This window comes from Polyangium fumosum (genome assembly GCF_005144585.1).
In the GTDB taxonomy this organism is placed as follows: domain Bacteria; phylum Myxococcota_A; class Polyangia; order Polyangiales; family Polyangiaceae; genus Polyangium; species Polyangium fumosum.
In genome coordinates this window covers 214,679-234,514 of record NZ_SSMQ01000003.1, presented here as the reverse complement: position 1 = coordinate 234,514, position 19,836 = coordinate 214,679, and the positions used below count along the sequence as shown (strand labels likewise).

At 68.5% G+C, this 19,836-nt stretch carries 16 protein-coding genes; 11 read left to right on the top strand and 5 right to left on the bottom strand.

Features of this window, described 5'->3' with window-relative positions; genetic code table 11:
- Nucleotides 1-164 precede the first annotated feature (164 nt).
- The 7 genes from E8A74_RS04840 to E8A74_RS51905 all read left to right on the top strand — a co-directional run bounded on the left by E8A74_RS04840 (nt 165) and on the right by E8A74_RS51905 (nt 6,898).
- A complete protein-coding gene (locus E8A74_RS04840; protein WP_136927725.1) occupies nt 165-1,187 on the top strand; it encodes a hypothetical protein in 1,023 nt (340 codons plus the stop codon).
- 370 nt (nt 1,188-1,557) lie between these two features.
- On the top strand, nt 1,558-2,460 hold the full coding sequence (locus tag E8A74_RS04835; RefSeq protein ID WP_136927724.1) for an RNA polymerase sigma factor: 903 nt from the start codon (nt 1,558-1,560) through the stop codon (nt 2,458-2,460).
- Nucleotides 2,461-2,493: 33 nt separating this feature from the next.
- Complete coding sequence (locus E8A74_RS04830) at nt 2,494-3,702, top strand: hypothetical protein (protein ID WP_136927723.1); 1,209 nt, start codon at nt 2,494-2,496, stop codon at nt 3,700-3,702.
- Nucleotide 3,703: 1 nt separating this feature from the next.
- Nucleotides 3,704-4,879: a hypothetical protein gene (locus E8A74_RS04825; protein WP_136927722.1), complete on the top strand. Its 1,176-nt coding sequence runs from the start codon at nt 3,704-3,706 to the stop codon at nt 4,877-4,879.
- Nucleotides 4,880-5,618: 739 nt separating this feature from the next.
- Entirely contained in the window at nt 5,619-6,461 is an 843-nt protein-coding gene (locus E8A74_RS04820; RefSeq protein WP_136927721.1) for a DUF6748 domain-containing protein, read from the top strand.
- Nucleotides 6,462-6,508: 47 nt separating this feature from the next.
- Nucleotides 6,509-6,724, top strand: a complete 216-nt coding sequence (locus E8A74_RS04815) for a hypothetical protein (RefSeq protein WP_136927720.1) — start codon at nt 6,509-6,511, stop codon at nt 6,722-6,724.
- Between the two features lie 9 nt (nt 6,725-6,733).
- Nucleotides 6,734-6,898 carry a hypothetical protein gene (locus E8A74_RS51905; RefSeq protein WP_170228862.1) on the top strand — a complete coding sequence of 55 codons (165 nt, stop codon included), beginning with the start codon at nt 6,734-6,736 and terminating at the stop codon, nt 6,896-6,898.
- Here E8A74_RS51905 and E8A74_RS04810 read toward each other — a convergent pair.
- Nucleotides 6,879-10,643, bottom strand: coding sequence for a serine/threonine-protein kinase (locus E8A74_RS04810; protein WP_170228861.1), 3,765 nt, complete (start codon nt 10,641-10,643; stop codon nt 6,879-6,881). The genes E8A74_RS51905 and E8A74_RS04810 overlap by 20 nt on opposite strands.
- Nucleotides 10,644-10,788: 145 nt before the next feature.
- Between E8A74_RS04810 and E8A74_RS04805 the strand changes: the two genes are divergently transcribed.
- Both E8A74_RS04805 and E8A74_RS53770 read left to right on the top strand, forming a co-directional pair.
- The gene (locus tag E8A74_RS04805; protein WP_136927718.1) at nt 10,789-11,298 is read left to right on the top strand and encodes a GNAT family N-acetyltransferase; all 510 of its coding nucleotides are present in this window, start codon (nt 10,789-10,791) and stop codon (nt 11,296-11,298) included.
- 104 nt (nt 11,299-11,402) lie between these two features.
- Nucleotides 11,403-12,986, top strand: a complete 1,584-nt coding sequence (locus E8A74_RS53770) for an LA_2272 family surface repeat-containing protein (RefSeq protein WP_211365287.1) — start codon at nt 11,403-11,405, stop codon at nt 12,984-12,986.
- Nucleotides 12,987-12,995: 9 nt separating this feature from the next.
- Here E8A74_RS53770 and E8A74_RS04790 read toward each other — a convergent pair whose 3' ends face one another.
- Nucleotides 12,996-13,988, bottom strand: a complete 993-nt coding sequence (locus tag E8A74_RS04790) for a matrixin family metalloprotease (protein ID WP_136927716.1) — start codon at nt 13,986-13,988, stop codon at nt 12,996-12,998.
- A gap of 219 nt (nt 13,989-14,207) precedes the next feature.
- On the opposite strand from E8A74_RS04790, the gene E8A74_RS53765 reads away from it, so the two are divergent.
- Together E8A74_RS53765 and E8A74_RS04780 are read left to right on the top strand one after the other, a co-directional pair.
- Nucleotides 14,208-15,332 carry a hypothetical protein gene (locus tag E8A74_RS53765; RefSeq protein WP_211365286.1) on the top strand — a complete coding sequence of 375 codons (1,125 nt, stop codon included), beginning with the start codon at nt 14,208-14,210 and terminating at the stop codon, nt 15,330-15,332.
- Between the two features lie 112 nt (nt 15,333-15,444).
- Complete coding sequence (locus E8A74_RS04780; protein WP_136927715.1) at nt 15,445-16,707, top strand: monooxygenase; 1,263 nt, start codon at nt 15,445-15,447, stop codon at nt 16,705-16,707.
- Nucleotides 16,708-16,720: 13 nt separating this feature from the next.
- On the opposite strand, the gene E8A74_RS04775 is transcribed toward E8A74_RS04780, so the two are convergent.
- The 3 genes from E8A74_RS04775 to E8A74_RS51895 all read right to left on the bottom strand — a co-directional run bounded on the left by E8A74_RS04775 (nt 16,721) and on the right by E8A74_RS51895 (nt 19,652).
- Nucleotides 16,721-17,104, bottom strand: a complete 384-nt coding sequence (locus E8A74_RS04775; RefSeq protein ID WP_136927714.1) for a hypothetical protein — start codon at nt 17,102-17,104, stop codon at nt 16,721-16,723.
- Between the two features lie 324 nt (nt 17,105-17,428).
- Nucleotides 17,429-19,021 (bottom strand): Nif11-like leader peptide family natural product precursor, encoded by a 1,593-nt coding sequence (locus E8A74_RS04770; RefSeq protein ID WP_232379374.1) that lies wholly within the window; start codon nt 19,019-19,021, stop codon nt 17,429-17,431.
- Nucleotides 19,022-19,334: 313 nt separating this feature from the next.
- Complete coding sequence (locus tag E8A74_RS51895; RefSeq protein WP_170228836.1) at nt 19,335-19,652, bottom strand: hypothetical protein; 318 nt, start codon at nt 19,650-19,652, stop codon at nt 19,335-19,337.
- Nucleotides 19,653-19,836: the final 184 nt, after the last annotated feature.

Genomic DNA, 19,836 nt, shown 5'->3' with positions numbered 1-19,836 from the left:
TCGGCGTTGGTCTCCCACAAAGACAGCACGGCGCCGCGTCGGCTTTCATCTTGAAGCGGCCAATGGCGCCCGGTTGGTCTTGGCTGCTGTCCTCTCGGGCTCACTCCAGCGCGTGAGGGCCTTGCCCGGACCAACGCGGATGCCGTAGGAAGATCATCTTCGCGATGAACTGCGCCGGCCCCGACGGGTCGAAGATGTACAAGGCGAGCGCGGGGGCGTTCGATCCGGGGAGCCAGCAATACGAATGGAAGACGTCCACGGGGAGTTTGCCAGCGGCGGAGGTGGACCCGGACGTGGTGTCGATCGACGAGAATGGTCGGCTTTACCTCGGCGACGACGGGGAGGGGTTCGTCCCGTCCGATGAGCTGGACCGGGTCGACGAGATCGCCGATGATGACCCGGAGGTCCTGGCGGACCCCGAGGTGAAGGCCGCGCTTTCGGAGGAGGCGGCGTGCAAGGCTGAGCTGGACAAGACGAACGAGGCGATCCGGTGGGAGGGCTTCAAGCTCGGCGTGGACGTCGCCGGAATGCTGGACCCGACGCCCGTCTCGGACCTCACCGGCGCAGGGCTGGCGCTGGCCGATGGGGATTGGCTGGGGGCGGGGATCTCGGTTGTCTCGGCGGCGGCGCCGTACGTCGGGGATCTCGCGGGGAAGGGGATCAAGGCGACGCGGGCGGCGAAGGCGCTGGCGAAGCTGGATCGGTTGTTGTTGAAGTGGCAAGCGCACCTCGCGAATGCGGCGGCGGCGGTGCGGAAAGCGAAGCAGGCGGCGAAGAAGCGGATCGGGAGGAAGAGAGGTGGCGGGGCTTGGGCGAATGCGCCGAAGAATCCGGGGGATGGAGGGTTTGCGCCGGGCGGTCCGAAGAAGTCGACGGGCGGAAACGGGGGCGGTGGGGCGCCGAAGGGGCCGCGGAAGCCGAATCAGCCGGATCGGGCGAAGTGGGAGAAGAATGGCGGGTCGGTTCGGGACAACCCGGACGGGTCGACGACGTTCAGGCGGAAGGATGGGGTAACGGTGTGCCCGGCTCGACGCGGCACTTGCGCTCGACCCCGCGGCAGAGCCGAGCATCCTCAAACAGCATCACCTCAACCCCGCGACATGGCGCGCGCTCCGCCAGCACTGGCAAGGCGCGCTCCGGGCCGCGCTCCGCGTCGGCGATCCCGCCCCGCTCCGCGCGTACGATGACGCCCTTGTTGCGGAGCTGGAGCGCGTGCGCGGAGCCATCACGCCGGACCAGCACGCGAGCTTGACGCGTGCCAGCGAGCGGGGCGCGCGGGCCGAAGGGCTCGCCGCGCTTGGCCTGCCAACCTCCGCCGTTCTGCCCGTGGAGCGTGCTCTGCTCCGCCGTCGAGCGAGCTAGCAAGAGGCCGTCCTGTTCGCGCTCGTCGGCGTGGACCTTGTCGCGGGTGATCGGAACAGACCTAGCTCTTGCGGGACAATCCGCCACCATGGTAGATAACCCTTCGACTTGACGCGTTTTTCCGGGACCGGAAGAAATCGACACGCGACGGTCAATTCTTGCGAACAAAACCCCGCGCTCGGTCATGGGGCGCGTATGGCGGATTCTACCAAACTCTCAAGGCTGTGGGACGAACTACTATCGGTTCGCCCTGACCTCGCCCGCTTCATGCTGCGGGGGCGACGAACCCCGAAAGCCGAGGACCGCGTTCAGGAAGTAATGACACGGGCGTTCGTCCGGCTCCCCGACTACGTGCCGCACGAGGACGGTATTCGTCCATGGACGTTCGGCATTGCGAAGAACGTTGAACGCGAGGCGCGCCGCGCGGAGCGGCGCGAGCGGCGCCTGTTCTCCGCGGACACGAACGACGCCGAGCCGGCGGCGAACCCCGGGCGGACGCCCGAGGACGATGCCTTCCTCGCCGAGGCCCGAACCAAGCTCACGGCGGCGATGAGCAGCATGCCCGAGCGCTACCTCGCGGTGTTCCTGCTCGTCGACCTCATGGACGTCTCGTACGAGGAGACCGCGGAGAAACTTCGGATCTCGATCGGCACCGTGAAATCGAGACGAGCCGCCGCCATTGACCACCTCCGTTATCACCTGGGGGAGCGCGAGGACTGGTTTGGCGCGCTTCTCGTGCGGCTGTTTCGGGCTGCCTCGATGCGAAGCGCTTACGAGTACATCCACCGCGCCGCGCATTTTGGCGGCCCGATCTTCCTGGCGCTCGCCTGCATGCACAGCCCGAAGCCGGAACTGGCTCGCGTGCGAGCCTCCTTTGCGGGCACGGCGCACGCGTTGGCAGGGCTTGCATCGGATGTCCTGACCGTCGACCCACCTGCAGGACCGCCCGCGCCGTCGCTGCTGCATGAGGAGGCGAGGCAACTGCGCGCATCGCCTCCTCCTCGTCCACGCGTGCAGGAAGCCCCGGACACCGCCGACATGGGCGAGCCCAAAGCCCCGGAGCGGTCCACAACGGAAGGGCAAGGTTGGTCCCGCTAGAACCTCTCGCGAGGATACGGTAAGATTAGGCGTATGCGTCGCTCCGCTGTGGTGTTCTCGATGGTCGTCAGCCTCGCTTCGCCCGCATGGGCGCAGGCGGACGACGAGATCGAGATGAGTGACGACGAGCAGCGGTTCCAGGCGTTCGCGGCGCTCGGCGACCGCGAGGCCGCCACGGGCCGGCGTCGCTCGGCGGTCGCGGCCTACCGGCGAGCCTTGACGGTTCGCCCGGATCCGCTGATCGCCGGGCGGCTCGGCGTGCTCCTCGTGCAGCTCGATAAGCCCGAGCAAGCCGCGGCCCATCTGCTTGACGCCATTCAGCTCGCGGTGAAGGCGTCACCCGCGGAGCGGCAACGGTTCTTCGAGGCGCATGAGGTCGCGCGGAACGCGGGCGCCTGGATCGAGGTGGTCCTTTCGCACACGGGTGTACGCGTCACGCTCGACGGGAAGCCGTCGAACCTCGCTGGCCGCTCGTCGTACTTCACGTTCATGCGCGCGGGCGAGCATGAGCTACACGCGCAGCTCGACGGGTACGAGGAGGCGATCGTCCGGTTCACGGTCGAGAAGAAGAACGACAAGCAGCTTCCGATCACGCTGAAGCCGCTGCCCGTGCCTGACGCGCCGGCGGTATACGAACCTGCGAAGGATCCGCCCAAGGTCGACCGGACGGTCACCGTGGCCGATACCAAGCTTCCAAAGCAGGAGGATCCGTGGGGGTACGAGGATCCGCGGTCCGTGCAGAAGTCCGAGGAAAAACGTTGGTCGATCGGAGGCGGGCCGGTCGTCGTGTTCGGGGTGGCGTCGTGGATGCCGGCGGTGGGGTTGGCCGTGAGTGGCAGCGTGAGGCCTCATGAAAACGTTTCCTTGGGCTTGGAGGCTCGTGCTGCATGGCTCTCCTCTGGTATCGAGGGACGGCAGATCAGCGCGATGACGGTTGGAGGCCTGGCGAGTGCATGCGGGCACTACCGCTGGTTCTTTGGTTGCGCGCTGGGGCACATCGGAGTGCTCAGCGTGCAGTTCTCCCAGTACACCTACACGGGCAAATCCTACGTGTATGTGCAGCCCGGCGCTGGGGCGCGCATCGGCGCGAGCGTCCGCGTAACAGAGTCGGTCTCTCTTCAAGGAGCGGCGGACGTTCTCGGTCTGACGAGCGGTGTGAGGGTGGTGGCGGGGCAAACCGTCGTCGCGGAACAGCCCCCCGTGATGTTGGGTACGCAGATCTTTGGCGTTTGGGAGTTTTGAGATGCGATATTGGATGCTGCCAGTGTTTCTCTTCGGCCTGACGAGCGCATGTACGGGCGAGCCTTTTGTCGCTGGTGACAAATGCAATCCGGAAGCGGCTTTTCCAGATGTCGGCTGCGAGCTCGACGCTGGCACCGACGCTGCCGCCGACGCTGCCGCCGACGCGGCCAACCAGGGCCCCCAGGCGCTCGAATGCCCCGGCCGCTGCACCCCCGAGCCGAGCAGCGAGTCGGCCGGGGACTGGCCACGAACGCCGATGCTCCTCTGGTTTGGGCCGCGTGAACTCGCGCCCGCGAACTGCGATGAGGCGCGCAAGCTGGGCGGCTACGGCGACGACGTGGAGTTTTTCGAGAAGTACCGACGCTACGCATTCCTCGACGCGCCGCCCGCGGCGTGCGAGTGCTCGTGTCCGGCCTCGGAAGGCTTATGCACCAAGCTCCCCGAAACAATCGAGGTCCGCGCTGGCACGTGCGCGGAGGAGGGAGCTACCGCGCTCCCTTTCGGGGGACCCGCCGGCTGGGACGGCTCGTGCACGAGCACGAACGCCCTGCCGGCGGGGGCTGATTGTGGCGGCGAGTTCTGCGCGCAGTCCGTCTATGCCTCTCCGCTCCCCGGCCCGACGAGCGAGGCGTGCCCGTCGATCACGAAGCCGGCCGCATTCACCAAGACCACGGACTGGCGTTGGGTGGGCCTCGCCTGCGAGGCGAAGGAGCGCGAGGGCACGTGCAAGACGGCCACGCATCGCTGCATGTACGACCTGCCATACCCGTTTCTCCAGTGCATCGCGCTCAGGGGGATACACGCCACGTGCCCTGGCAACTACGACCGATATAACCCCATTTACCTCTACGGCGAGGTGCCGCTCGACACGCGCGGCTGCACGGCGTGTGAGTGCGGCGGGAGCCCGGTAGGGAGCGGGTGCATAGGAAACCTGCGCTATTACAGCGATGGCGCCTGCGCCGTTGGGGGAAATACAGTTGACGTGGCATCCTCCGGCGAGCAGTGCACGAATGTCTTACCACCGGGCCGAGCGCTCGGGAGCAAGGCCATCACCGACCTTGCGTACATCCCCGGCCTCTGCCTCGCGACGGGCGGAGAGCCCACGGGCGCGGCCTCGGAAGACCCCGCCGACGCCGTGACGTTCTGCTGCCTCCCGTCGTTTGAGTTCGCCGAGTAGCCAAAGCTCCTACCTTTCTCAAAAATCAGCGAACAAAATCCGGCCATCGGTCAAGGGCGCGGGTAGGGGGGCGGCGCGCTGCTTCCGGGCGGTGACCGCCCCCTCCTGCCCGAGCCGAACACGGTCCTCCTGGCCTCGTAAACGAAAAGGCGCCGTGCTCGGCCTCGGGCGGGTTTCCTGCAAAACGGCCAGCAGAAGCGGGCGATGGGGGCGCGCGCGTTTGGGCAAGCACCTCTCGCCTCCATCGTCCTCTTCTGCTGGTCGTTGATCACCGTTCCGATCCGGCTGCGCCGCGCGGCGTTTCCCCGTACGCGCACGTTCCACGCGACGCAGCCGCCTCGGGTCGGTGACTCTCTGGAGATAGGTGATGAGCGGCGCACCGAACATGAATGACGATGACGTCGCGACGACCGTGATGGTTCGCGCGGCGCTACCCCCCGGCGAGCGGAACGCGCGTCTCCGTCGCGCGTTCCGAGCCGCCACGTGACACGGTCGTGGATCCGCCCTCGTTGTGGAGTCGGGCCAGCGCCGCGCTCGGGGCCGTTTTGCGTCGCATGGGCCAACGACTCCGCAGACCTCGTCTCTCCGATCGCCTCCCCCCGCTGCCGCCGCGGCGGTCCATGACGGCGACGTGCGTGTCCGTGGGCGCCGTGGCTCATGACGAGCGAGGCGAACAGATCCTCCTCGACATCGTGCGTGCGGCACCCGGCTTGCTGGGGAGCGGCGCGAGGAGGTATTCGTGTCACCCCACCGCACCCTAGTTGCTGCCTCTCTTGCCATTGCGCCTCTTTTTGCAGGTTGTCTCGCCTCCGATGCCTCCTCGGCACCCGAGGCCACGGCAGAACACGAAGCCGATATCTCCTTCGCGACCTATTACACGGCCAGGCAGGACCTTCGCCGCTGCGCATATCCCCTTTGCGGGGGGATCTTCGTCTCCGCCGTCAATCAGGACAGGACGGTCTGCGCCGACGGCACCCTCGCCGACGAGTGTTACGTCGCCGATATCCAGTTCTCCAGCCTCCTCATGCTCGCCGGCGTCGACGGCACGATTCGCGAGGCCATCGGTGAAAAGCGAGAATCGACGCGCGCCGTCCTTTTCGGGGATCTCTTCCCGGGCCAGAGCGGCCTCGGCTCGCTCTCGCTCCGGTTTGCCTGGGTCGCCCTCGAACCGGCCGAGCTCCGCGGCGCGTTCCATCGTGTATGGCACAACGGCGTCGTCTGCGTCGCCGCGCCCTGCCCGAGCTTCGACCAGGAGCACCTGAACGACGGCCTCCCGCGGACGATCCACGAGGTCGAGTTCAAAGAGGTCCCCGGCAATGGCCGGGACGATTTCGACTCCGGGCGCGCGCTCTTCTCGTCGCTCGGCATGATCCTGACCGGCCAGAACGTCGTCCTCGAGAACTACGGGCCGGCCGGGGACGCCACCGTCCTCCAGGCGACGCAGGCCTTCCTCCCGGTCGTCCTGCCGGCGATCCGCGGCGCCCGCGCGCCCGTCGACAGCGGCCCGATCCTCGGACGTAGACCGCCGGGCGGCGGCGGCGGGGGCGGCAGCGGCGGCATCCTGAACACGAACGTGGAGTAGGGGCGATCCTTGCAGCGCGCGCCCGGACCCGTCACGATCCCTGGGCCATGGACATCGAATGGCGGACGGACGTGGAACCGGGCGCGCGGCGCGTGATCGAGTCGCTCCTCGCTTCGCAACGCACCCTCGAAGACGTGGTCCGCTGGGGCCTCGCGCTCACCCCGCCGCGGCTCGTCGCGGACGTGGTCGTGCAGGACGAATACAACCACGACGTCGTCCTCGAACATCCGGCCGGCGTGTATCTCGTCTACGACACCACCTGACTGGGCGGATTGACGGCGGTCGCCGTCTGGAATCACAAGCCGACCGCGGCGGAGATGCTCGAAGCGCGCCTCGCGCGTGGCTGGACCCCCACGCCCACGGCCACGCGGGATGGGCCCGTCGTCCTCGGGTACGCCGCCTGCGCGCTCTCGCGCGCTAGCTCGCCAACCACCTGAGCACGGCGCTCTCGCCGAATTGCTCCCGCGCCAGCCGGGCGGCCTGCGCGTTCGCCGGCACGTCGCGCAGGAGCCGCGTTTGTCCCTCCGGATCCCGCACATCCGCGAGCTCGCGCCCGAGCACCCGCAGCGCCGCGCGAAGCTCCCCCTCGAACGCCTCGACATCACCCGCCGCGCGCAGCGCCTCGGCCGCTGCCATCCGCAAATCCACCTCGCCCGCGCCGAGGCCGCCGGCCGCCCGCATCTCCCCGAGCGCCGCGCGCGCGAGCGCCTCGGCCTCCGCCGCCTGCCCGAGCCGCGAAAGCGCTCGGATCCGCGTCGCCGTGAGCGACAGCCGCCGCAGGCCCATCCGATCGACGACCCCGAGCCCCCGATCCACCTCGGCGAGCGCCCGCGCGGCGTCCCCCTCCGCGAGCGACACCCGCGCTGCGATCCCCCACGCGATCCCCACGTCGAACGGCCCAACCCCCGTCTCCACGGCGAGCACATCCGCGAGCGCGCGCGCCTCCTCGCGCGCCTCCTGCGTGGGCTGTTCGGCCAGGAACGCCGCGTGGAGGAGCTGCACCCCGGTCTTCGTGAGCGTATCGTCCAGCGCCGTCGCCTGCGCCTCCGCCTCCACGAACCGCGCCTCGGCCTCGCCCAATGCCCCGAGCGACCCGAGCGCCTCGCCCATGCGCGCCACGCAGAGCGCCCGCATTCGCGCGTCCCCCGCCGCCTCGAACGCGCGCATCGCGTCCTCGATGATCTCCAGCAGCACGAGCGGCTCGTTCGTCGTCGTCCGACCGTACTCGTACGCCGCGAGCCGCGCCCACCCGTGCGCGCTCGGATCCACTGCGCCCGCTCGCTCCAGCGTCTCGCGCATTCGATCGAGCGCCTTGTGCGACTCCCCGCGATCGAGCCGCATCGCGAGCAGGCAAAGCAGCCGCCCGAGGCACTCCGCGTAGGCCCCTTGCGCCGAAAGCTCCGGCGTCAGCGCGAGCAGCTCGTCGAGGTAGCCCGGGAACGCCTCGGCGTTCACCCCGAGCCCCGTCAACGTGCAGACGAGCCCGAGCACCCGGCAGTGCCACGTCGAGCCCTTCGGCAAGAGCGGCAGCGCCTCGATCCCCATCAGGCACGCCTCGGCCCACGCTGTGTTCCAGTACAGAATGCAGCACGCCATCCCGCGCACGAGCCCGAGCTCCGCCCCCTCCGCGCCGAGCGCCTCGGCCTTCGCCGCGTGCGTCCGCGTCCCTGCGAGGTCGTTCCGTTCGAATGCCTCGCGCGCCGCCCGCACGTGCAGCACCCGCGCGCGCGCCGCGTCGCCGCCGCGTTGCCAGTGCTCGGCGAGCACCTGCGCCTCCTGTTCGCCCGCGGCCTCCAGGAACGCCGCCGCCCGCGCGTGCCCGAGCGTGAGCTCCTCCTCGCCGAGCAGCCCGTACGCCGCCTCGCGCACGAGCATGTGCCGGAAGGCGTACTCCACGTCCCCCGCGAGCGTGCTCGTTCGTTGCTTCTCCAAGAGCTCTGCGCGCACCAGCGCCGCGAGCGCCTGATCCACGAAGGCCCCTTGCCCTTCCCTATCCATCAGCGCGAGCACGCCCCCGCGCCAGAACCGCGTCCCGAAGATGCTCGCCGCGCAGAGCGCCCGCCGTGCGTCCGGCCCGAGCCGCCCGAGCCGCGCTTGCAGCATCGCCACGAGCGTCGCCGGCCGCTCCCCCTCCTCGCCTTCGGCTTGCGCGGCCCGGACGAGCTCCTCCACGAACAGCGGATTGCCGGTGGCGCGATCCACGATCCGCTCCACCACGGCGTCGCTCTCGTCCGGGCCGAGCGCCGCGCGCGTGAGCTCTTCCGCGTCGCGACGAACGAGCGGCGACAGCACCATCCGCTCGGCCCGATCGCCCCAGATCCGCGGGTAGACGTCCTCCACGTCCGGCCGCGCCAGCGCCAGCACGAAGAGCGGCTGATCCGAGAGCTCCACGAGCGCGCGCTCCACGAGACGCACGCTCCGCGCGTCGGCGTGGTGCACGTCCTCGAGCGCCAGCACCACCGGCCCCGCGGCGCAGGCGCTGCGCAGGTACTCGAGCACCGTCTGCTCGATCTGCGCCCGCACGATCCGCCCGTCCACGAAGCCCGACGCCACTTGCCGCTCGTTCGTCGTCCCGAGCTCCCGCGGCCCGCGCCCTCGCAGCGCGTCGGCGAGCATCGCGTACGCCCTCGTCCCGAGCGGCTCGCTCCGGCCGACGAGGAAAAGCACCTCCTCCCCGCGTGCCTCGATCCGCGCGCGCAGCTCTCGCAAGAGCCGCGACTTGCCCATGCCGGCCGGCGCGACCACCACGACCGCCCTCGAAAGCGGCTCCTCCCGCGTCGCGCGGAACACCCCCAGGAGCAGGTCGAGCTCGCGCTTGCGCCCCACGAAAGGCATGGTTTTTCCGAGCAGCGGCCGCGCCTCGTCCTGCCTCGCGCCACCGCCGGTGAGCAAGAGCCGCCCGCCCTCGTGGGCCGTCTCGAAGCGACCTCCGAAGAGCCCCGCCGTGACCGCGTCGACGAGCACCACCCCGCGCGGCGTGTCCTCCTCGCGGACCGCCTCCACGGCGCGATCCACGGCGTCCCCGACCGGCTGCTCGCCCGACACGAACCCGGGCCCCGTCGCGAGCGCGATCGTCGCCTCCGGGGCGGCCGCCTTCACCGCGAGCGCCGCGCGCGCCGCCGCCGCGGCTTGATCCGTCGCGTCCCCGCCGAACCGCGCGAACGCCGCCACGAGCCACCCTTCCGGCCGCCATCCTTGCGAAAATGCCCCGTTTCGCAGCAGGATCCGCGCGAGCTCCTCGCGCGGGGCCCCCGCGGGCGGCGCGAGCACGAGCACGCTGACGAGCTCCTGCAAGTCCCGCGCGACCGCCGGCGAGAACGCCCCCTTCCGCGCGCCGAGCTCGAACAACGCCGGCAGCTCGTCGAGCAGGTCCGACACGCTCGCCGGGCGTTTGTCCGGGTCCTTCTGCAAGAGGCTCCGCACGAGCGCCGCCACGGCCGGCGGCACCCCGGGCCGGAGCGGCAGGAGGTCGGGCGCCTCGTCGCTCAGGATCTTCGACATCACCAGCACCGGATCGGTCGCGACGAAGGGCGGCCGACCGGCCAGGCACTCGAACAGGATGCAGCCGAGCGAGAACATGTCCGAGGCCGGGCCGATCGGCTGCTCGTTGTCCACTTGCTCCGGCGACATGTATTCGGGTGTCCCGATCGAACGACCCGTCGCGGTGATGCCCGTCGACGGCCCCATCGATCGCGCGATGCCGAGGTCCACGATCGTCGCTTGATCGATGTCCCCGCCGCGCAAGAGCACGTTCGAGGGTTTCAGGTCCCGGTGCACCACGCGCCGCGCGTGCAGCGCCGCGAGCCCCTCCGTGATGCGCCGGAGCAAGAGCAGCGCCTCGCGCGTCGACAGCGGCCCGCGCGCCAGCCGTTTTGCGAGGTCCTCGCCCTCCAGCCATTGCATCGCCAGGAAATGCGCGCCCTCTTCGCTCTGCCCGTGCGCCACGTACGACACGACACGCGGATGGCGGATCTCGGACAGAATTCGTGCTTCCCGGGCGAAGCGCTCCGTATCGAGCGACGTCGCGTCCGTATGCAAGAGCTTCAGCGCGACTTCTTCTCCGGTCTCCTGATCGCGGGCGCGGTAGACCTCGCCCATGCCGCCGCGGCCGGCGAGCGAGCGGATCCGAAACCGCCGCGCGACCAGCGTTCCGTTGGGCAGGGGCTTGGTCCTCAGGGCCATGCGCGCCCATTGGTTTTCATACCCGGGCGCGCCTGCTGTCAAGCGCTTCGCCGCAGCGCGTCGGCCGTTGACACTTGCGAGAGCGCCGAAGCTTTGAGAAATGTAGTGCGTGTCGTGCCCCAAGATCATCACCGACCGCCTTGAGATGATCCCCATGACCGTGAAGGTCGTCGAGGCCGTGTTCGATGGGCGCCGCGCGGATACCGAGGCGCTCCTCGGCGCGAAGATGCCCGCCGCGTGGCCGGGCCGCGCGCTCGTCGAGCGAGCGTTTCTTGCGCGGATCGACGCCGTGCGCGCCGATCCGGACCATCGGCTGTGGGGGGATCGTGTCGCCCTCTCGCGTGAGCCTTCGCCGCGGGTCATCGGCAGCGTGGTTTTTCATGGGGGACCGGACGCGGAGGGCCTCGTCGAGGTCGCGTACGGCATCGAGGAGGAATCGCAGCGGCAGGGCTACGGCTTCGAGGCCGTGGGTGCGTCCGTGGCCTGGGCGCTCGCCGAGCCGCGCGTCCGCGCCGTCCGGGCCTCGACGTTCACCTGGCACCTCGCGTCCCGCCGCATCCTCGAGAAGCTCGGCTTCTGCGTCGTCGCCACGGAGGACGACCTCCTCGGCGAAATGCTCAAGTACCAGGTCGACGCGAGCGCATTTCGCCGGTAGAGCGCCGAACCGTTCGACGCTCTGCGAGATCACGAAGCGAGCTCGCCTCCGCGCTGGTTTTCCTCGGGAGCCTTCCTGTAAGCTTCCCTCGGAGCACCACGTTCATGCCGAACGACATGGGAATTTGCAATCCGAGGGGCAGGGGGCTCGTCGCGTTCCTCGTCGGGCTGGGCACCGTGACCACGACCGCGCCCCGCGCGTGGGCCCAGGAGGCCGCGGCCTCTACGCCCGAGCAGGCGCCCCCGCCGATCGACGCTCCCCTTCCGGTCCCGCCGCCGCCCGTCGACGTCGCCACGGACATCCCGCCGCCGCCTCCCCCGCCGCCGCCGCCGTATGTGCCGCCGCCGTACGTCCCGCCGCCTCTGCCGCCCAAGCCGAGCCGCTGGTATTTCCTGCACCCGGGCGTCTTCCCCGAGGCCGACCTCTTCGCGGGCGTCGCCCAGCTCGGGCTCGTCACGCCTTCGGCGAGGGAGTTTTACGGCGGCGTGCAGGTGGGCCTCTTCGGCGCCGAGGCCGAGCACTTCACGGGCCTCGCGCAGATCGGCCTTTTGCACACCAACGTCGAGCGTGTCTTCCGCGGCGGGGTCGAGCTCACGCTCGGCCGGAACCTCGTGAAGGAGGTCTACGGCGGCGCGCAAATCGCCCTCTACCGCAACGTCGTCACCGACCTTTTCGTGGGCCTCGCGCAGTACGCCCTCGTCCGCAACGACACGCACCGCTTCCTCGGCCTCGCGCAGATCGGCACGCGCAACGGCACCGACGCGTTCATCGGCGCCTTGCAGCTCGGCGCCTACAACGTCATCGGCGCGGGCCTCGACTGGGACGGCGGCGGCCCGCGCGGCGGCGGGTTCGTCGGCGCGCTCCAGCTCGGCGCGTACAACAAGATCGACCATGGCCATTTCTCCGGCATCGCGCAGCTCGCCGCCGTCAATTCGGTCGAGGACGGCGACTTCCGCGGCGTCGCCCAGCTCGGCCTCTTGAACCTGGCCGACGAGCGCTTCTACGGCGCGCTCCAGGTCGGCCTCTTGAATGGCGTCGACGAGGACTTTCACGGCATCGGCCAGCTCGGCGTCGTCAACATCGCCGGCGACGAGTTTTACGGCGTCTTCCAGGCCGGTGTCGCGAACGTCCTCACCGACGAGGGCTTCCACGGCTTTGGCCAGTTCGGCCTCGGAGCGTACGTCGACCAGGAGTTCCAGGGCGTCTTTCAGGCGAGTGGCCTCTTCAACTACGTCGACGACGCCTTCTCGGGCGTCCTGCAGCTCGGCGGCCTCTTCAACTTCGTCGACGACGACTTCCGGGGCGTCTTCCAGATCGGCGCCTTCAATGGCGTGCGCCAGGAGTTTTACGGCGTCTCGCAGATCGGCGTCGTCAACATGACCGGCGACGACCAGTTCGGCGCGCAGCTCGGCTTCGTCAACCTCGTGAAGGACCACATGCACGGCCTCCAGGCCGGGTTTTTCGCGAACGCCGAGGAGGTCACGGGCATGCAGCTCGGCGTCATCAATTTCTCCGAGCGCCTGACCGGCGCCACGATGGGCCTCCTCAATCGTTCGAAGCACGTCCGCGGCGTCCAGATCGGCCTCGTCAACCAGACCGAGCGCCTCCGCGGCGTCCAGATCGGCCTCGTGAACCTGTCCAAACACGGCGGCCTCCCCTTCTTCCCCGTGATGAACATCGGCCTCTGACCTGTACGGTCACGAGGGGGCTCGCGCCCGCCTGCCCCTGGCGGCCCGACGTCGCCGCAGGGAGGCCACGAGCGCGGCGAGAGGGAGCGTGACGGCCCCCGGGCCGAGCGGGGCGGCGTGCGTCGTGCAGGCGCAGCCGCCCGGCGCCTCGACGCAGATGCCGTCGACGCACGTGTCCTCTTCCAGGCAGCAGCAGCGATCGCCGGTGGGGGGCGCGTCGAGGACGGGGCCGGATTGGTCTTCGGCGCACACGGGGGAGAAGCCGTGCCGCGGCGTCGCGTCGCAGTCGTTGGCGAGGGGCCCGGGCGGGTAGATCGCGCAGATGCCGGCGCGGTCGTCCTCGGCGAGGCTGCGCATGTCCATCTGCTCCGGCGGTTGGTAGTGCGCGGTCATCGAGGCCTCGGGGTCGGGCGAGTGGGCGAGCCCGAGGAAATGGCCGGCCTCGTGGGTGAGCACCGACAGCAGATCGATGCCGTCCGGCGCGCCGTCGGTCGTGAAGGTCCAGTGCGTGCTGTTCAGCGCCATGTCGGCGTCGTAGATCTCGCCGCTGTTCACGTCGAACGTCACCGTCGTGATGGCGAGCTTGACGGTGTCGTCGCTCCAGCCTTCGTCCACGAAAAAGACGATGTTCGCGTTGCCGCGGTCCTTGTTGTATTCGTCGAGCGCACAGATCGCGGGGGCGCCTTCGATGAGCTCGAGGCGTGGCGGCTGTCCCTCGCAGTCGGCGGACGTCCACGCGTCGAAGGCCGTGCGGACGGCGAGACGGGCCGTGTCGAACGGGACGTCCTTGGAGGCGTCCACCTGGACGGAGTACGTGATCCGCGGCATGCCCCAATAGAGGGGAAGGCCGCTGTCGTCTTTCTGGGACGGCGTGCAGACGTGCCCGTCGACGGTGGGCGCGCTCGTCGTGCTGGTCCGGCAGTAGGCGTGCACGGGGGCGGCGGCCAGCATTCCGAGCAAGCCGATCACCCCCGCGAAAGGAAGGGTTCGTTTCGTGGACACGAACGAGAGTCTACCGCACTCGTGCCAGCGTTGCGCCCCTGACCCGACGGAGTGAGGCCCCGAGGCCTCACCCGTCGCGGCGTCGAGGCATCGACCCGTGCACGGGGCCCGACCTCCCTACGCAGGTTCCTCGGTATTTTCGGGGGTTCACCCTCTGGCACGACGGTTGCCATTGCGCGCAGAACTTCGCCCCTGTACACCCTCCGGTCCCGAGGAACCATGTCCCGACGTACACTCCTTTCGGCCGCGATGCTGGCCGCCCTCCTCTCCGCGCCTGCGGCCTCCCACGCGCAGAACGCTGCCACCAAACAATACGTGGACGTCGCGATCGCCGACCCGCCCAAGCAGGACGGGCTCGAGATCACCATGAAAAACGGCGCCACGTTCTCGCTCGTGGACACGCGCGACGTCGTCGGCGTCACGCCGAATGGCTCCACGCTCACCGTGGGTCTCAAGTTCGACGGCGTCGCGACGTACCGGCGCAGAGGCCACGAATGGCGCACCGTCCTCGGCATCAACGAGGCGCTCACGAAGACGCCGGCCCTCGAAGAGCCCGTCAAGAGCGCCGACGCCTTCACCATCGAGAGCACCTACCTTTATTTCGTGCGTCCCTGGTTTGGCCCCTTCGCCCGCCTCACCCTGGGCACGCCCCTCTTCCGTGGATTCGACGTCCGCCCCACCGACACCACGTACTCCATCGCCCGCGTCGCCGGCACGGTCGATACCGTCACCTCGCGCCGCCTCACGCTCACCGATCCGTTTCGTCCGCTCACGCTGAAAGAGACCGTCGGCCCCTTCGCGCGCCCTGTCTCCGGGGATCGATTCAACCTGGAGACCCGCATCGGCGTCGGCGGATTGCAGACGTTTGCCGACGGACAGCTCATCTTGAAGGACGACACGGCCACGACCGATCGCGTCGAGGTGCAGGAGCTCCGCGACGTCCTCCAGGTCGGCGTCGAGGGTTCGCTCGAAATGTGGGGCTCGTTCTCGGACAAGAAGATCTCCTACAAGGTCGGCGTGGGTGCGCTGATCCCGGCGTGGAACAATGACATCCCCGCGGCCGGGGAAAGCAAAAAGAACCCGCTACAGCTCACGAACCTGGACATCGGCGCCGCCATTTCCTTCAAAGTCGTCGAGTGGGCGACGCTCGATTACGAGCTCAAGCTCGTCCGCCAGCCCCAGCTCACCGATCAATGGCAGATACGTAACGGAATGATGCTCACGCTCGGCCTCGGATACTCCAGAAAACCCCCCGCGCCGCCCGAGCCTGCGAAGCCCGCGAAACCCGCGGCGGAGGCCGCGCCGGCCGTTGCGACCCCCGCGCCGGCGCCAGCCCCGAAATAAGCATCGTTCGTGGCGGACGACCGGCCCGAACGGCCGGGCACGTCATGTGCAAATCCCCTGCGGGTCCGGGCACTTCTGCGAAGAGAAGGCTCATGACGACGGGGGGAACCGATTGAAATCCAACAAATACATCGTCTTCATTGCCGCGCTCCTCGCGACGGCGTGCACACCCGACGAGCCCTCCACCCAGTCTGCGGGAAAATCTCTCCTCGACCCGCCCGCGGAGGGCGCGGGCCTTCAATATCGGATGACCTCCACCATCGCCTCGGGGACCGAATCCTACGGTTGCCAGCTCTTCCAGGTGCCGCCCGAAGGGCTCGTGATCCGGGGGCAAGACGTCGTGTTCGGTCTGGGCGGACATCACGTCCTCTTGTATCGGACCCCGTACAAGGAGATTCCGTCCCACGACGAGCAGGGGATTGCCGTCGACGCCCTCACGGAACACGATTGCTCGCAAGGCGCCACCGCGCGCTGGAAGGTCGACGCCGTGCTCGGCGGATCCGAGAGCTTCGGCAGCGTGGGGATGCTCCATCGATTGCCCGACGGCGTGGGTGTCATCGTCGAGCCCTCCACGGTGCTCGTCATGAGCACCCATTACCTCAATACGACCACCGCCCCGATCGAGGTCGACGCCCGCATCAACGTCTACACCATGCCCCGCGAGGACCTCCAGATCGAGGCCGGCCTCTTGTACATGGACAACCACGTCCTCCGCGTGCCGCCCCTCGGCGAGGCCGCGGCGCGCATGCGTTGCCCCGTGCCCGCCGACGTCAAGGTGGTGAGCTTGCAATCGCACATGCACGCGCGCGGCGTCTCCTTCGACGCTGCGCTCCGCGCGCCCGACGGGACGACCACGTCCATTTATTCGACGACGTCCTGGCAGGAGCCGCCCGTACGCGAGCTCGATCCACCCCTGGTCTTCCGTCAGGGGAGCACCCTCGACATCCGCTGCAATTATCGAAGCAGCGAGACGCGGCCCATTACGTATGGCCTCTCCTCGACGGACGAGATGTGCCAGCTCATCGGCCCGTATTTCCCGAAAAACGAGGCGTTCGAGCGGTGCCAGGACACGAGCGGCGCGCCGTCGGCGACGTGGGTGGGCAGCGGGAAGGCCAGCGGGACGGAGACCGTCACGTGCCTCGGGGAGGCGTTGAAGGGCGAGAAGGGCGTGGGCTACGCGTATTACGATTGCGTGCACCGCGCCTGTCCCGCCGTCGCGGCCGAGGTCTCGGCGCTCGTGCGTTGCCACGAGGTGAAGCGCGGCAAGGAATGCGCGCAGCGGTGCCAGGGCAGTGATCTCGGCGATTGCGCGGCCTGCCTCGCGCAGGCCTGCGGCGTGGAGGATCAGGCCGCGTGCGACGCGACGTGCGGGTGAAGGGGCATGAGGCTCAGCCGGTAGGCGCGACCGTCGCGCCCGCCTGCGTGATCTCGGGCTTCCTCCGGCCGTGACGGTAGGCGCCCACCGCGACCACGATTCCACCGATCACGTTCATGGCCAGCGCCAGACAGACATTGATCAGCGACTCCGCCGTCCCCTGCGCCACGAGCGGGGCCATGTTCGGGGCCTCGGCGGCGTACATCAGCGTCGTGACGATCCCCGTGCAGAAGCCGAGGAAGCCCGCGGTCAGGGTGAGGAGCGCGAGCACGGCGGGCAGGAGGAGCCGCCCTTTGCCGGGGTTTCTCGCGTACCCGAGGGCCGCGCCGAACAGAATGATGCCGAAGAAGAGCGTCGGGTACATCCCGAAGCCGCCAAGCCTGAATGCCTCTCCCATGGGAAACCTCCGTTGGTCAGGGTCGTTCGTGGGTCGTATGTCGCCCCGCCGTGGATCCAGCGGGGCGGTGCAGTCGGACCCCGGCCGCGCGCGGATGTTCCCGGGATCGAGCCGTGCCCGACCGCGCATTTTCTTCGCGCCTGCGTCAAAGCCGCGCCATGCGCCCACGCGCGTCAAGATCCCCACCCCGCGCTCATCCAGGAGGAGCGGCGCGACGTCGTCGGGTGGGCGGTACCGGCTCTCGGAGATCGTGGGCGGGTCCTCTAGCCGTGCAGGGGGGGCGGCGCCGCGCGACACCGCCCCTGAAGATGCCTCGGGGCTATCTCACAACTCGCAATGGGTCGCGGTGGTCGCGTCCTGACGATAGACCCCGGGTTTGCCTGTGACCGGCCGGAAGTCGTACGTGCAGTCGCCGAGCGGCGGGAAGTTCGGGAATCCGGCGCGCTTGAAGACGGCGATGCTGGTTTTCAGGTTGTCCTGCGTCGGCTTGAAGTGCCCGCTGTCATTCGTGATCCATTGAATCGCGCCGTTCGTGACCTGGATCGTGCCTGCACCGATGACGGCGATCCGTTGCTGAACGCTCGCTGCCGGCTCCTGGCTCGGCGTCGGCAATCCGTAGACCGATCCCATCAGGATTCCTGCGTGCGTGGTCAGCCTCGGCTTGCTGCAAGTCGCGGTCGATCCGCCTGGTGCGACGGACGCCGGAATGCAGTTGGCCGTTCCGCGAACCTGGATGTAACGCCCGTCGACGTTGACCAGGTAGATCTTGCTGGTTCTTCCGTCGATCACGTACAGCGTTTCCCTGTGCTGGCCCCCCGTCCACGTATTCACCAAGGTATTGTCGGACTTGTAATACGCGAGCCCATCGCTCTTGAAGATGACTTCATACGAGGCGAGAGCGTCGTTCGGGATGCCCTTTGCACAAGTGGGCTTGCTCAGCCACGACTCGCACACGCCGTTGTCCTTGGTGCCGTTGTCGTTGTATTCATAGAAGACAGTGAATTCTTTGCAAATCTGATTCTCGGGACAGGCGGGCTGGCAGGTGCCGTTCCCGCCGACGCTCAATCCCGGTGCGCAACTGGTCCCATACCCAGTACACGAACACGATTCCTCGATGCAGCAGAAGTTGAACGGAAAGTAGACGCACTGTTCCCGCGCGCACGTGGTGCACGGCCTCTGATTGACATTGCCGCAGGACGATGAACTGCTCGCCGCCGCCACCAATCTCGACGACACCGACCCCGTCGTCGAAGGGAGCGTTCCTCGGCTTTGCTGGATGTCGGCCTCGGTGATCGTGTATCCCTTGCTGGCGGCGACTGCGATGAGTCGTTCGTCCGTCGTGGCTGCGCGCAAGGCGGCCATCAGACCGTGATCACCGACCGCGGCGTTCAGCAATGCAACCATCGCCGCGTTGTACGTCGGTTGCGCCGGGTCAGGCGGCTGGGTACACGTGACCGTCGAATACGGAGAGGCAACGGTGGCGGTAGCGAAGTCGAACCACGGTTTTTGCGTCGAGGCGCAAAGCTGCATGCCGGCGGCGTGCTCCACGTACGGGTCGAGCAGTTGATTCGCACCGGCGCCGAAGGGGGCGGCGGTCCCGTAATTCGCGGCGCCGTTGGTCCAGGACGCCGTACCGCTCGTGGCCGTCGGCCAGAGGACGTAACTCGCATTCGTGCGGCTGCCGATCTGAGGAACGAAGAGATCGTTCCAGTTCAGCGTGATGGTCTGGTTCGACTGGCCAAAGAAGGAGATGGTCTGGTTCGTCGCATCCACGGTGATGTCCCACACGTAATGCGCGCCCGTTCTCTCGAGGAGAGAAACGACGTTGCCGCCCGCGTCGTATCCGACGATGGCCATGCCATTCCTGTCGTCGGCGTAGCTCAACGCCCAGAACGTGATCCCGTTGCCGGTGCCCACGACGGGACAACTCCCGCTGCTGTTCAATGTGTCCGGTCCGTCGAGACACGTTGCCCTCAGGCCGATGGGGAGGCGCGGCGGCGGCGTCGCGTCGACGTCTTCGACCGTCGGCGTAACCACGCCGCTCGGCGCCGGCGTCGTATACGTGCAGCCGCAAACGGCCAGGCCTGCGTTCGCCGCGATGCACGATGCCACGGGCGGGTGACTCCGAACGTTGCTCCAGTTCCCCGCGAATGCCATCTTGAACCTCGCGCAAACGGGCGTGCAGACGCCGGCAGCCGCCGAATTGTTCGCGATCTGCGGACTGCAGCGATCACCCTCTGATGCGCGGGCCGCGGGAGAAACGAGAAGAAATAAGGCGAGACATACGACGTACGAGCTCTTGTTCCGCGTCATGGTCATTCCCCCTCTCTTCCATATCCGATGCCTTCAATATCAATATCGCAGGAATGATGGTTGTCTGCAGCGGCGAATGATGCGTGTCAACTGGGCCGTCGTTGCGCGCGCCATGCATGTCGATCTCGCTCGCGAACGCAAACTCTCGTAGCTCGACCATCTCTTCGTCCTCCTCGCCGAAGGCGCGCCCTCGGAGAGGCTGCGTCGATGCGCGCAGGACTCCTTCGCAGGACATGAGAGGTCGCGACGGTCTCTCGACGGGGTCGCCACGTGTCGACCGCCGCCGGTCCTCGTGCACCAAGGGGGTCGCCACGTGTCGACCGCCGCCGGTCCTCGTGCACCGAGGGGGTCGCCACGTTTCTACCCTCGCCTGTCGTCGTGCACCGAGGGAGTCGCCTCGCGTCGACCCCCGTCGGTCC